The sequence below is a fragment of the Streptococcus infantis genome (genome assembly GCF_047460685.1).
Taxonomy (GTDB): Bacteria; Bacillota; Bacilli; order Lactobacillales; family Streptococcaceae; genus Streptococcus; species Streptococcus infantis_AD.
This window is the reverse complement of the sequence record NZ_JASHFS010000009.1, coordinates 24,809-38,010: the sequence shown is the minus strand read 5'-3', so window position 1 is coordinate 38,010 and position 13,202 is coordinate 24,809. Positions and strand designations below refer to the sequence as shown.

The following is a 13,202-nucleotide window of genomic DNA, read 5'->3' as shown; positions in this document are numbered from 1 at the left end:
ATTTCTTGCAAGAGATGCTTTTATGGTATAATAATAAAGAGTGAGGAATTCTATGAACAAACATGTAACAAGAATCAAACAAAAAGGACTGGCCTTACTTCGGTCTCTAAAATTAACAACTTCCAAAAAAAATCCAGATAAAAATAAGAAAGTCAAAACAAAACTAACCATTTGGACTATTTGGGCCAAGATTTTACTTGGAATAAAAGCAACTTTTAACACACTTTTCATCCTAGCTTTTATTGGCGGCCTCCTCGGGACTGGGGTTGTTTTGGGATATGCTGTTTCTCTCTTTGATCAAGTTAGTGTCCCTCAAACAGAGGATTTGGTTAAACATGTCAACAATATTTCATCTATTTCTGAGATTCGCTATGCAGATGGTTCTATGATTGGGGCTATCGAGAGCGATCTTTTGCGAACATCTGTCGCATCCGATGCCATCTCAGAGAATCTCAAGCAAGCTATCGTTGCAACCGAGGACGAACACTTTGCAGAGCACAATGGTGTCGTTCCTAAAGCGGTCATTCGTGCCAGTCTAGGAAACTTTATCGGCCTTGGTTCTTCGAGTGGTGGTTCTACCCTAACACAACAGCTCATCAAACAACAAGTAGTTGGTGATGCTCCTACGCTTGCTCGTAAAGCCAGTGAAATCGTAGATGCTCTAGCCCTAGAACGTGCTATGAATAAGGATGAAATCCTGACTACCTATCTAAATGTTGCACCTTTTGGTCGCAATAACAAGGGACAAAATATCGCAGGTGCTCAGCAGGCTGCAACTGGAATTTTCGGAGTGGATGCTAGCAAACTAACCATTCCTCAAGCAGCTTTCCTAGCAGGTTTACCACAAAGCCCCATTTCCTACTCACCTTATGAGTCTACTGGTGAGATGAAGAGCGAAGAAGATATTGAACTTGGAATCAAGCGCTCAAAAGATGTTCTCTACAATATGTACAGAACTGGAGTTCTTAGCCAAGAAGATTACGAAACCTATAAAGCGTACGATATTAAGAAAGACTTCTTGCCAGCAGAAAATGTCAACGTAACTGCTAAAGGTTTCCTCTACTTCACTGCGCTTGATGAGGCGACGAACCTCATGTACGATTATCTGGTCAAAAAAGATAACGTTTCTGCACCAGAACTAAAGAACGAATCTATCCAAAAATCTTATCATGAATTGGCTGAAAAAGAGATTCAAAATGGTGGTTACCGTATCACAACTACAATTGATAAAGCTATCCATACAGCCATGCAAGGTGCAGTTGCAAACTATGGCTACCTTGTCGATGATGATACTGGTCAACCAGAAGTCGGAAATGTCTTGATGGATAACCAAACAGGCGCCATTTTAGGATTTGTCGGTGGTCGTGATTACCAAAGTAATCAAAACAACCACGCCTTTAACACTAAAAGGTCTCCTGCTTCAACTACTAAACCAATCCTAGCCTACAGTATTGCGATTGACCAAGGTTTGATGGGAAGTGCAAGCATCTTATCTAACTACCCAACTAACTTCTCTAACGGAAATCCTATCATGTATGTCAATAGTTCTGGTACTGCCATGATGAGTCTGAAAGAAGCTCTGAATTACTCTTGGAATATCCCAGCCTACTGGACCTATCAGTTACTTCTTCAAAAAGGAGTTGATGTCCGTTCCTACATGGAAAAAATGGGCTACGAGATTCCAGAATATGGCATTGAAAGTCTTCCTATGGGGGGAGGAATCGATGTCACTGTAGCCCAACATACAAATGGCTACCAAACCTTGGCTAACAATGGTGTTTACCATAAGAAATACATGATTTCAAAAATCGAGAAGACCAGCGGCGAGGTTATCTATGAGCATAAAGACGAACCTGTACAAGTCTACTCTAAAGCAACTGCAACCATTATGCAGAGCTTACTAAGAGATGTGATTTCTTCCCAAGTGACTTCAAGCTTCCAGAGCGATCTTGCTGCAATCAACCCAAGTTTGGCAGGTGCTGACTGGATTGGTAAAACTGGTACGACCAATGAAGATGGCGATATGTGGCTCATGCTTTCAACTCCAAGATTAACCCTTGGTGGTTGGCTTGGTCACGATGATAACCGACCACTTGGCAAAGGTGCAGGACACTACCGTAATGCAAAATACATGGCTCATCTGGTAAATGCCATTCAACAAGCAGCCCCTTCTTCTTGGGGTTCAGAACGTTTCAAACTCGATTCAAGTGTCACTTCATCACAAGTCCTCAAATCAACTGGTCAAAAACCAGGTAAGGTTACTATCAATGGTAAAGAGATTAATGTGACTGGTGAAATGGTAACAAGTTACTGGGCTAACCAAAATGGTGCTCCGACTACCACTTATAAATTCGCTATTGGTGGAAGCGATGCAGACTACCAAAATGCTTGGAACACCATTTTAGGAAGTCTGCCTAAAGCATCTTCTTCCTCATCAAACAATAGCAATAGTAGTAACAATAATAATCGTAATAATACTTCTAATAGTAACGTGAGCAGTAGCTCTAGTTCCAATAATAGAAGCAGCAATCAACAGCGCTAACTAGCACAATCATTGAGAGTGGGAAAGAAATGATTTTTCTCCACTCTCTTTTTTCTTTTTTCATTTCATGGTACAATAGCAACATGAATAAATATCAAAAGAATATTTTTAAGGGAACCATTTATTCTCTCCTATCTGGCTTGATCTGGGGGATCTGTGGAATCTTAGGAGAGTACTTTTTTTCACATTATCAAGTATCTTCAGGGTGGATTACTTCTATGCGTCTACTCGTCGCAGGTGGTTTCGTAATCGTCTTATCTAGTCTTAAACTCCGGTCCCAGCTCTTCGAAATCTGGAAAAATCGAAACAATTACCTTCCTTTTCTCGCCTATGCTATCTTAGGGATCTTCTCCGTACAATTTTTCTTTTATCTCTGTGTGGAGTACTCCAACGCTACAACTGCAACCATCCTACAATTTATCAGTCCTGTCTTCATTCTTATCTACAACCGCATTATCTACAAAAAAAAAGCTTCTAAAAAAGCGATCTTCTATGTTCTGACTGCTATGCTTGGGGTCTTTTTGATGGCTACCAAAGGCGATTTGGCTAAGCTATCCATCACTCCTCTTGCTTTACTGACAGGTCTTCTCAGTGCCCTAGGTGTTATGTTCAATGTCATCTTACCCCAACGCTTTGCAAAAAAATACGGATTTGTGCCAACTGTTGGTTGGGGAATGATTATCGCGGGCCTTTTTAGTAATTTTCTCTACCCTGTTTATAAGATTAGCTTCCAGGTTGATGCCATCAGTATCTGTATTTGTTTGACTATTGCCTTTTTGGGAACTGCCTTTGCCTTTTTCCTATCGATGAAGGCTGTCTCTCTCGTTTCTCCCTTGGTGGTGTCAGTCGTCAGCGCAAGCGAACCGCTATCCTCTGCTATTCTAAGCGTTCTTTTCCTTGGCATGGTTCTGGATAGTTTCTTGGTACTGGCCATGATTTTGATTATCGTTCCTATGGTTTTCTTGTCCATCGAAGAATCTAAATCCAAGAATTAAACACCTTCTTTTAACACTTAAGGCTTCAAAATTGAAGCCTTTTTTGGTAGAATAGTAAGCATTACAAAGAGTGAGGAGACACCTATGACTGCTACAAAAATGAATGCACAAGAAATTATCCAATTTATCGCAAATGCTGAGAAAAAGACAAGTGTAAAAGTGACCTTTGAGGGGCAACTTGCTGGAGCTATCCCTGCCTCTGTTATCAAGCTTGGGAATGTTCTTTTTGGAGACTGGAAAGATATCGCTCCACTTCTTGAAGGACTTACAGAAAACAAGGACTATGTTGTTGAACAAGATGCTCGCAACTCTGCTGTGCCTCTCCTTGATAAACGTGATATCAATGCGCGTATCGAGCCAGGTGCTATCATCCGTGACCAGGTTGAGATTGGCGACAACGCTGTTATCATGATGGGGGCTGTTATCAATATCGGTGCAGAAATCGGATCTGGCACTATGATTGATATGGGAGCTATCCTTGGTGGACGCGCTATTGTCGGTAAAAATAGCCACGTTGGTGCAGGTGCTGTTCTTGCAGGCGTTATCGAGCCAGCTAGTGCTGAACCTGTCCGTGTCGGTGACAATGTTCTCATCGGTGCTAACGCTGTAGTTATCGAAGGTGTTCAAATCGGTAGTGGTTCTGTTGTTGCAGCAGGCGCTATCGTCACTCAAGATGTTCCTGAAAATGTTGTGGTAGCAGGTGTCCCAGCTCGTGTTATCAAGGAAATCGATAGCCAAACCCAACAAAAAACAGCGCTAGAGGATGCGCTTCGCACCTTGTAATTAGTAACAGAGGCGGAAATATTTCCAGCCTCTTTCTCGTATCAATAGAAGGAAATTAACTATGTTAGATTTGATTCAAACTCGACGCGATCTTCACCAAATTCCTGAGATCGGTTTAGAAGAATTCAAGACTCACGCTTATTTACTCAATGTCATTGAAACATTAACAGCTGGTAAGGATTTTGTTCAGATTCGTACTTGGCGAACAGGTATTTTAGTTTACTTGCAGGGAAGTCACCCAGAACGTACTATCGGTTGGCGGACAGACATCGATGGACTTCCAATCGTTGAACAAACAGGTCTTCCTTTTGCCTCTCAGCACCCCGACCGCATGCATGCTTGTGGACACGATTTTCACATGACCATTGCCCTTGGAAGTCTCGAACGTGCTCTAGAAAACCAACCCAAAAACAATCTCCTCTTTCTCTTCCAACCTGCCGAGGAAAACGAAGCAGGTGGTATGCTCATGTATGAAGATGATGCTTTTGGTGACTGGTTGCCTGATCAATTCTATGGACTTCATATCCGTCCTGACTTAAAAGTTGGACAGATTGCGACCAATACCCATACACTCTTTGCTGGAACATGTGAAGTTAAGATTCGCTTTAAGGGTAAAGGCGGACACGCTGCCTTTCCACACGAAGCAAACGATGCTCTGGTTGCAGCTAGCTATTTTGTGACCCAAGTCCAGTCAGTTGTCAGCCGTAATGTCGATCCTATCGAGGGAGCTGTTGTCACTTTCGGTGTTTTTCAAGCTGGTACAACCAATAATGTCATCGCTGATACAGCTTTCCTGCATGGAACCATTCGAGCTCTTACACACAATATGAGTCTTTTGGTTCAAAAACGTGTCAAAGCTATCGCTGAAGGTGTAGCAGCTGCCTTTGACATGGATGTAGAGATTGAACTCAAACAGGGAGGCTATTTGCCAGTCGAAAACAACCCTGAACTAGCCTGTGAATTGATGACCTTCTTTGATGAAAAAGAGGGAATTGAATTAATCGACATCGAACCTGCCATGACAGGAGAAGACTTTGGTTATCTTCTCTCCAAGATTCCTGGTGTCATGTTCTGGCTTGGAATTGATAGTCCCTATGCTCTTCACCATCCAAAGATGAGTCCTAAGGAAGAAGCTCTGGCAATCGGTGTCGAGGCTGTATCAAGCTTTTTAGCCAAGAAAGCTGCGGAGTAAACTATGAAAAAAAGCTTACGCAAGCAGGTCTTGCAAGAACTCAAGTCTCTATCCAAAGAAGAAAAGCAGAGCATAAATTATTGGCTCACAGATCAGTTTTTTCAACATCCTTTTTATAAAGAATCAAAGACTATCGCCACTTACCTGTCTTTTCCTCATGAATTTCAGACAGCTGAACTGATCGAACAAGCTCAAAAAGATGGGAAGACACTCCTCATTCCCAAAACCTATCCACATGGAAAAATGGACTTTGTTCTATATGAACCAGAGAAACTCGAAAGAAATTCTTTTGGACTTCTTGAACCGCAGGGGGAAGCTATTGTCTTTGTGCCCTCTCAGATTGACTTGATCCATGTTCCTGGTTTAGCTTTCAATCCCTCTGGTTATCGAGTTGGCTATGGAGGTGGCTACTACGACCGCTACTTGGAGCATTTTACTGGTCACACCATTAGTACACTTTATCCTTGTCAGATTCAGGATTTCCATCCTGATACACATGATATTCCCGTTGAGGAGGTACTCATCTATGAAAGAGATTTTTGATCGTCGTTATCCTGTCACGAGCTTCTTTCTCCTCGTGACAACCCTAGTTTTTATCATCATGTTTCTAACCAGCGGTTTCAATTACACAAGTGCAGCTACCTTGTATCGGTTTGGAGCTGTTTATCCTCCTGCTATCAAGGCCATGCCTGAACAAATCTGGCGCTTATTTTCGGCAACCTTTGTCCACATTGGCTTGGAGCACTTTTTAGTCAATATGCTATCCCTTTACTTCTTGGGACGTCAGATGGAACAAATCTTTGGCTCCAAACAGTTTTTCTTTATCTACCTTCTATCAGGTATGATGGGAAATCTCTTTGTCCTCGTTTTTAGTCCCAATGCCATTACTGCAGGTGCTTCAACTGCCCTCTACGGTATGTTCGCTTCTATTGTCGTTCTCCGTTATGCCTCACGCAATCCCTATCTGCAACAGCTCGGTCAATCTTACCTCTCCCTCTTAGTTATCAACCTAGTAGGTAGTGTTTTTATGCCTGGTATTAGCCTTGCTGGACACGTAGGTGGAGCTGTCGGTGGCGCATTACTAGCTATCGTATTCCCAGTTCGAGGAGAACGAAAGATATACAATCCAGGCCAACGTGGTCTTGCAACTCTAACCTTTATTGGTTTATCAGCTCTACTACTCTTTATTGGACTATTATAAGAACAAGAAAAACCATTGGAAAAACTCGAAAAGAGTTGAGGTCCAATGGTTTTTTCATATCATTTGTTAGACTGCAAAGTTCTTAAAACCCATTGTTATCGCTGAGTTCTTTAAACCAGTGGCCTGATTTTTTCAGACGGCGTTCTTGCGTTTCAAGGTCAAGCTCGACTAAACCATAACGGTTTTTATAGCTATTGAGCCATGACCAGCAATCAATAAAGGTCCAGATCAAATAGCCTTTACAGTTGGCACCGTCTTCAATTGCACGATGAAGCTCACGCAGATGACCTTTGACAAAGTCAATACGGTAGTCATCCTGAATCATGCCATTTTCACGGAATTTGTCTTCACCTTCAACACCCATCCCATTTTCTGTCAGCATCCACTCGATATTCCCATAGTTTTTCTTGATGTTTTGGGCAATGTCATAAATTCCTTGCTCGTAGATTTCCCAACCGCGGTGTGGATTAATCTTACGACCTGGCATGACGTAAGGTTCATAGAAATGTTCTGGTAAGAGTGGACTATCAGGATGCTTAGCAAAACGTGGCGCCATAACACGCAAAGGTTGATAGTAGTTGACTCCTAGGAAGTCAACGGTGTTCTCACGTATTAGCTCCAACTCTTCGGCTGTGTACTCTGGTAATAAGTCATGGTCTGCTAAAATCTCCACCAACTCTTCTGGATAAGCTCCTAAAACAGATGGATCTAGGAAAGATTGTGCCTGGAAGAGGTCAGCTATACGAGCAGCTTTTACATCGGCAGGATGTTGGCTACGTGGATAGGCTGGTGTCAAGTTGAGGACAATCCCAATCTTAGAACTAGGCAAGACTTCATGACAAGCCTTAACTGCAAGAGTGCTCGCCAGTTGTGTATGATAGGCAACCTTAACCGCTGCTTTGGCATCCACCTTATGTGGATAATGGGCATCATAAAAATAGCCAAACTCTACAGGAACGATAGGCTCATTGAAGGTAATCCATTGGTCCACAAGGTCACCGTAGGTCTCAAAACAGAAACGAGCATAGTCTTCATAAGCTTTAATAGTTGCTTTATTTTCCCAACCATCCCCATCTTCTTGAAGGGCAAAAGGCAGGTCAAAGTGATAAAGATTGACTAAGAGGCAAATACCCTTGGCCTTGATGGCTTCAAATACCTGACGGTAGAAAGCCACCCCTTGAGGGTTGACTTCCCCACGGCCCTGTGGGAAAATACGAGACCACTGGATAGAAGTTCGAAAGGCTGTGTGGCCAGTTTCTAACAAGAGTTCGATATCCTTTTCCCAGTTTTCATAGAAGGTCGACGTTTTGTCTGGTCCAATACCATTGTAGTAACGATTTGGCTCTACTTGAAACCAATAATCCCAGAGATTATCTCCCTTGCCATCACCAGGCACTCGTCCTTCTGTCTGCGGCCCAGAAGTTGAGGAACCCCAGACAAAATCCTTTGGAAATTTTAGCATAGTACTACCTCTTTTTACGCTTTTAATGTTTATACTCTTCGAAAATCAAATTCAAACCGCGTCAACTTCCATCTGCAACCTCAAAACGGTGTTTTGAGCAACCTGCGGCTAGTTTCCTAGTTTGCTCTTTGATTTTCATTGAGTCTTACTTTCTCTCATTATAAAGAAAAAACAAGGCAAAAACTAGTTACATTTTTGTCTTGTTTTTCTTCTGATTATAGATTTTATTTGTTGGTTAAGATTTCAAGAGTTTCAAGCAAGTTATCTGCGTGAACTTCGATTGTATCTCCTGTCGCCTTGATCTTCACTTCTACGATACCGTCAGCTGCTTTCTTACCAACAGTGATACGAATTGGAAGACCGATTAAGTCGCTATCGCTGAATTTAACTCCGACACGTTCGTTACGGTCATCTGTCAATACTTCATAGCCTTTGTTGACTAAGGCTTCTTCGATACGATTAGTCAATTCAAGAGAGTCTTCATCCTTAACATTGACTGGAATCAAGTGTACATCAAATGGCGCCAATTCTTTAGGGAAATTGATACCCCAAGCGTAACGGTATTCACCTTTTGGAGTTTTGTTAACAAAGAGGCGAGCGTGTTGCTCCATAACGGCTGAAAGGAGACGACTGACACCGATACCGTAGCATCCCATGATGATTGGCACAGCACGGCCATTTTCATCCAAGACATCTGCCCCCATACTTGCTGAGTAACGAGTACCCAGTTTAAAGATGTGACCGATCTCGATACCACGCGCAAAGTTGAGAATACCTTGTCCGTCTGGAGAAATCTCACCCTCACGGACTTCACGGATATCCACATACTCAGCAGTGAAGTCACGACCTGGGTTGACACCAGTCAAGTGGTAACCATCTTCATTGGCACCAACAACAGCATTGCGGCTATCTTGTACCTTGCGGTCAGCGATAATCTTAACATTTTCTGGAAGATCTACTGGGCCAAGAGAACCAAAGTCTGCTCCCAACAATTCTTTCACTTCTACCTCAGTTGCAGGTTCCAAGAAATCTGCTCCAAGGTAGTTTTTCAATTTGACTTCATTGAGTTGGTCATTGCCGACAAGTAGAGCTACAACTGGTTCTTGGTCTGCCATATAAACCAAGGTCTTGATTGTTTGCTCTTCAGAAACATTCAAGAAGGCTGCGACTTCATCAATCGATTTGACACCTGGTGTTTCCACGCGAGCCACTTCATCTTCAGTCACAACACGGTTGCTTGGTTTATACTCGTTGGTAGCCATTTCCAAGTTAGCTGCATAGCTTGATTCACTTGAGTAGGCAATGGTGTCTTCACCAGAAACCATCCATTTGAGCAATTCTGCCTTGATTTCTTTCTGTACATCTGCAGGAATCTCGTCAAATGATGCGACGGACTTGTCTAAAACAACCCAACGGTCAAGATCTGTACGAGCAGGTGTGATAGCCATAAACTCTTGGCTATCCTTACCACCCATGGCTCCACCGTCACCGATGATGGCTTTAAAGTCCAAACCACTACGAGTGAAGATACGCTCATAGGCTGCCTTGTACTCATCATAAGTTACATCCAAGCTATCGTAGTTAGCGTGGAAGCTATAACCATCTTTCATGATGAATTCACGCGTACGAAGAAGTCCATTACGTGGACGTTTTTCATCACGATACTTAGGCTGGATTTGGTACAAGTTCAGTGGTAATTGCTTGTAAGACTTGACAGAATCACGGACAATAGCTGTGAAAGTTTCTTCGTGAGTTGGACCCAAGATAAAGTCTGACTTCTCACGGTTTTTCAATTTGTACAAGTCCTCACCGTAAGTTTCATAACGACCAGATTCACGCCAAAGGTCAGCACTGAGAAGGGCTGGAGCCAACATCTCAACAGCACCAATCTTGTCAAATTCTTGACGCATGATCTTCTTAGCTTTTTCGATAACACGGTTAGCAAGTGGTAGATAAGAGTAAACACCTGCTGATACTTGACGAACATAACCAGCACGCAACATAAGGGCGTGACTGATAACTTGAGCATCGCTTGGCATTTCGCGAAGCGTTGGGATAAGCATTTTACTTTGTTTCATAATGACTCCTCTATTTCTTAAAAGAAGGTACGCATGATGTCGTTCCATGTCACGGCGAGCATCAAGACGACCATAATGACAACTCCGACCAGAGTGACATAGGTTTCAATTTCTTGTTTTAGTGGTTTGCGACGGATAGCTTCTAGGATGTTGAGCACGATTTTTCCACCATCTAGTGCAGGAATCGGAATCAAGTTGAAAATTCCGATATTGATGGAAATTATAGCCAAGAAGAACAAGACATTCTCAAGACCATTTTTAGCAGCATCACTACTTGCCTTAAAGATGGCAACGGGACCGCCCAGCTTATTCAAATCCGGTTGGAAAATCAGACTCTTCAAAGCATTGAGGATTCGCAAAGCTGAATCAGCTGCACTTGTAAATCCGCCCATAAACATAGACCAGATATCTGATTTGAGTCTCGGCTGGACACCCAAGATATAACGCCCTTGACTCTCCTCAGGCGTCACACTGACTTGTTTTTCAGTGCCATTTTCAGAAACCGTCACATCCAAAACGGGCGCTGTTTTGTCCTTGGTTTCTGCATCGACCGCCTGAATCAAATCTGACCAGTTTGAAATCTCATAACTTCCGACCTTAGTGATTTGGGCCGTATTTTCAACTCCAACCTTAGCCAAAGCGCTATCTGGAATAATACTGAAATTGTTCGTTTGCGTATCACGAACGCCACCTTGCATGAAAATCAAAATCCAGAAGACGATAACTCCTAGGATAAAGTTATTCATAGGACCTGCAAAGTTGGTAATCAATTTCCCCCAGACAGTCGCATTTTGATATTGGACGTCTAATGGAGCGATACGAACTTCCGTTCCATCAGCTTCCACAATGGTTGCATCATGGTCAACTGAGAAAGTCTTTTCCTCTTCCAAGACCAAGCCTCTAATAAAGAGTTTATCCTCAAAATCAAACTGAGTGACCTGCATGGGTAAAGCAGTCTGGTCAACCTTTTTCCCAGAGAGATTGATACGTTTGACCTTACCATCCGCTGCCAATGTTAGACTTGCAGGGGTTCCAGTCTTAATCTCTGTCGTATCTTCACCCCAACCTGCCATACGAACGTAACCACCCAGTGGCAGGAGACGAATAGTATAAGCAGTCCCATCTTTTCCGATATGGGCAAAGATTTTGGGACCCATACCGATGGCAAATTCACGAACTAAAATCCCGGACTTCTTAGCAAAGTAAAAATGCCCGAATTCGTGAACCACCACGATAATCCCAAAAACTAGGATAAATGTTAGTAATCCTATCATTTAATTTCTATTTACCTTTCCTTAAAATAAGCCAAAGAGGTGCATAATCGGGAAGACAGCCAGCATGCAATCAAAACGATCCAATACCCCACCATGACCTGGGATAAACTTGCCTGAGTCTTTGACACCAAAGTGACGTTTCATAGCACTTTCAATCAAATCGCCCAACTGACCAGCTATACTAAAGAAAATAGCAAAGACCATCATTTTGTAAATTCCATAAGGTAAAGCAACGGTACTATCAACTAGCATAAAAATCAAAGTCACTAGCATAGCAGCCACGATACCCCCCATAGCACCCTCTATGGTCTTGTTAGGGGAAACTCTCGGAGCTAGCTTTCTCTTACCAAACTTCATTCCTACCAGATAAGCACCACTATCGGTTGCCCAGACCATACACAGTCCCAAAAGCGCCTTATCCAAACCTGCAATACGAGCATCGACCAAAGCATTAAAACCAAAGCCAACATAAAAACTCATGGCAATCGGAAAAACAGCATCCTCAATAGTATAGTTCTTGCTGAAGACTGTTGCCCCTAGTAAAATCAGTATCACGACACTATAAGCTACAACATTCCCATCTACAGGTAAAAACTTCCAGTAGTTTTCCAAAGGTACGGTCAGAGCAAAAGTCGCTAGTAAAGTCAAGAGACCTTCAGGCGTCATGGTATTTAAACCCTTCATGCGCAGTAACTCATGTACTCCCAACATAGCCACAACCCCCATGGCAATCTGGAGCCATAAGCCACCAATCGCCAAGATTGGGATAAAGATAGCCAAGGCCAAGATAGCAAAAAGGGTTCTCTTTTGTAAATCCTGTATCATAATATCTCCTAAACTCCTCCAAAACGACGGTTGCGACGATTGTACTCGATGATAGCATCTTTCAAGGCTTCCTCATCAAAGTCAGGCCACAAGACATCCGTGAAATAGAGCTCGCTATAAGCAGCCTGCCAAGGCAAGAAATTACTCAAACGAAGTTCACCGCTGGTCCGAATAATCAAGTCAGGATCACGCAAGACTTTTGGCAAATGTCCCGTAAAGAGGTATTCCCCAATCAATTCCTCTGTGATATCACCAGGATTGATCTTAGCATCTAAAACATCCTGTGCAATCAACTTGACCGCTTGTGTAATTTCAGCTCGTCCACCATAATTAAGGGCAAAATTGAGAATCAATCCTGTATTTAACTTAGTCAGCTCTTCTGCCTTTTTAAGAGCATCAAAAGTCTGCTTCGGCAAACGATCAGTCTCCCCAATCATTTGAATCTTCATGTTCTTCTGATGCAATTCGGGAACAAACTTATCATAAAATTCAACAGGTAAGTTCATGATAAACTTGACTTCCTGGTCTGGACGTGTCCAATTTTCAGTTGAGAAGGCATAGACCGTCAAGGCTTTGACACCCATATCACTAGCAGCAATCGCTACCTTTCTCAATGCATCCATCCCAGCCTTATGCCCAAAGACACGTGGCTGCATCCGTTTTTTAGCCCAACGGCCATTCCCATCCATAATAACACCGATGTGGTCGGGCACCATTGTGGGGGCTTCTGTTGCTTTATCTTTTTTTAAAAATCCAAACATGATTGTATTCCTATTCAAAAATCTATCGTTTCATTATACCATATTTTTCAATTTTCTTCTATTATCGTCTATCATTCTACGGCGAAATT

11 protein-coding genes are annotated in these 13,202 nt (G+C 42.6%); 6 read left to right on the top strand and 5 right to left on the bottom strand.

Annotated elements, in window-relative coordinates; translation table 11 throughout:
- Nucleotides 1-52 precede the first annotated feature (52 nt).
- The 6 genes from pbp1b (at nt 53) to QM917_RS05610 (ending at nt 6,713) form a co-directional block, all read left to right on the top strand.
- Nucleotides 53-2,542 carry a penicillin-binding protein PBP1B gene (gene pbp1b / locus QM917_RS05635; RefSeq protein WP_414285188.1) on the top strand — a complete coding sequence of 830 codons (2,490 nt, stop codon included), beginning with the start codon at nt 53-55 and terminating at the stop codon, nt 2,540-2,542.
- Nucleotides 2,543-2,625: 83 nt separating this feature from the next.
- On the top strand, nt 2,626-3,537 hold the full coding sequence (locus QM917_RS05630; RefSeq protein WP_281335661.1) for a DMT family transporter: 912 nt from the start codon (nt 2,626-2,628) through the stop codon (nt 3,535-3,537).
- Nucleotides 3,538-3,621: 84 nt separating this feature from the next.
- The gene (gene dapD, locus QM917_RS05625) at nt 3,622-4,320 is read left to right on the top strand and encodes a 2,3,4,5-tetrahydropyridine-2,6-dicarboxylate N-acetyltransferase (RefSeq protein WP_248034990.1); all 699 of its coding nucleotides are present in this window, start codon (nt 3,622-3,624) and stop codon (nt 4,318-4,320) included.
- 61 nt (nt 4,321-4,381) lie between these two features.
- Entirely contained in the window at nt 4,382-5,512 is a 1,131-nt protein-coding gene (locus tag QM917_RS05620) for an N-acetyldiaminopimelate deacetylase (RefSeq protein ID WP_414285187.1), read from the top strand.
- Between the two features lie 3 nt (nt 5,513-5,515).
- On the top strand, nt 5,516-6,055 hold the full coding sequence (locus QM917_RS05615; RefSeq protein ID WP_414276553.1) for a 5-formyltetrahydrofolate cyclo-ligase: 540 nt from the start codon (nt 5,516-5,518) through the stop codon (nt 6,053-6,055).
- Entirely contained in the window at nt 6,039-6,713 is a 675-nt protein-coding gene (locus QM917_RS05610) for a rhomboid family intramembrane serine protease (protein ID WP_414276554.1), read from the top strand. The genes QM917_RS05615 and QM917_RS05610 overlap by 17 nt, the downstream gene beginning before the upstream one ends.
- 82 nt (nt 6,714-6,795) lie before the next feature.
- On the opposite strand, the gene QM917_RS05605 is transcribed toward QM917_RS05610, so the two are convergent.
- The 5 genes from QM917_RS05605 to QM917_RS05585 form a co-directional block, all read right to left on the bottom strand.
- Entirely contained in the window at nt 6,796-8,175 is a 1,380-nt protein-coding gene (locus QM917_RS05605) for a glycoside hydrolase family 1 protein (protein WP_414285186.1), read from the bottom strand.
- 224 nt (nt 8,176-8,399) lie between these two features.
- The gene (locus QM917_RS05600) at nt 8,400-10,253 is read right to left on the bottom strand and encodes a proline--tRNA ligase (RefSeq protein WP_414285185.1); all 1,854 of its coding nucleotides are present in this window, start codon (nt 10,251-10,253) and stop codon (nt 8,400-8,402) included.
- A gap of 17 nt (nt 10,254-10,270) precedes the next feature.
- On the bottom strand, nt 10,271-11,527 hold the full coding sequence (gene rseP, locus QM917_RS05595) for an RIP metalloprotease RseP (RefSeq protein ID WP_414285184.1): 1,257 nt from the start codon (nt 11,525-11,527) through the stop codon (nt 10,271-10,273).
- Between the two features lie 21 nt (nt 11,528-11,548).
- On the bottom strand, nt 11,549-12,352 hold the full coding sequence (locus QM917_RS05590; RefSeq protein ID WP_153225267.1) for a phosphatidate cytidylyltransferase: 804 nt from the start codon (nt 12,350-12,352) through the stop codon (nt 11,549-11,551).
- 8 nt (nt 12,353-12,360) lie between these two features.
- Nucleotides 12,361-13,113, bottom strand: coding sequence for an isoprenyl transferase (locus QM917_RS05585; RefSeq protein WP_075231150.1), 753 nt, complete (start codon nt 13,111-13,113; stop codon nt 12,361-12,363).
- Nucleotides 13,114-13,202 lie beyond the last annotated feature (89 nt).

What these genes read in the sequence shown, in the direction of transcription:
- pbp1b (WP_414285188.1), top strand. Translation starts at nt 53, where the DNA reads ATGAACAAACATGTAACAAGAATCAAACAAAAAGGACTGGCCTTACTT.
- QM917_RS05630 (WP_281335661.1), top strand. Translation starts at nt 2,626, where the DNA reads ATGAATAAATATCAAAAGAATATTTTTAAGGGAACCATTTATTCTCTC.
- dapD (WP_248034990.1), top strand. Translation starts at nt 3,622, where the DNA reads ATGACTGCTACAAAAATGAATGCACAAGAAATTATCCAATTTATCGCA.
- QM917_RS05620 (WP_414285187.1), top strand. Translation starts at nt 4,382, where the DNA reads ATGTTAGATTTGATTCAAACTCGACGCGATCTTCACCAAATTCCTGAG.
- QM917_RS05615 (WP_414276553.1), top strand. Translation starts at nt 5,516, where the DNA reads ATGAAAAAAAGCTTACGCAAGCAGGTCTTGCAAGAACTCAAGTCTCTA.
- QM917_RS05610 (WP_414276554.1), top strand. Translation starts at nt 6,039, where the DNA reads ATGAAAGAGATTTTTGATCGTCGTTATCCTGTCACGAGCTTCTTTCTC.
- QM917_RS05605 (WP_414285186.1), bottom strand. Translation starts at nt 8,175, where the DNA reads ATGCTAAAATTTCCAAAGGATTTTGTCTGGGGTTCCTCAACTTCTGGG.
- QM917_RS05600 (WP_414285185.1), bottom strand. Translation starts at nt 10,253, where the DNA reads ATGAAACAAAGTAAAATGCTTATCCCAACGCTTCGCGAAATGCCAAGC.
- rseP (WP_414285184.1), bottom strand. Translation starts at nt 11,527, where the DNA reads ATGATAGGATTACTAACATTTATCCTAGTTTTTGGGATTATCGTGGTG.
- QM917_RS05590 (WP_153225267.1), bottom strand. Translation starts at nt 12,352, where the DNA reads ATGATACAGGATTTACAAAAGAGAACCCTTTTTGCTATCTTGGCCTTG.
- QM917_RS05585 (WP_075231150.1), bottom strand. Translation starts at nt 13,113, where the DNA reads ATGTTTGGATTTTTAAAAAAAGATAAAGCAACAGAAGCCCCCACAATG.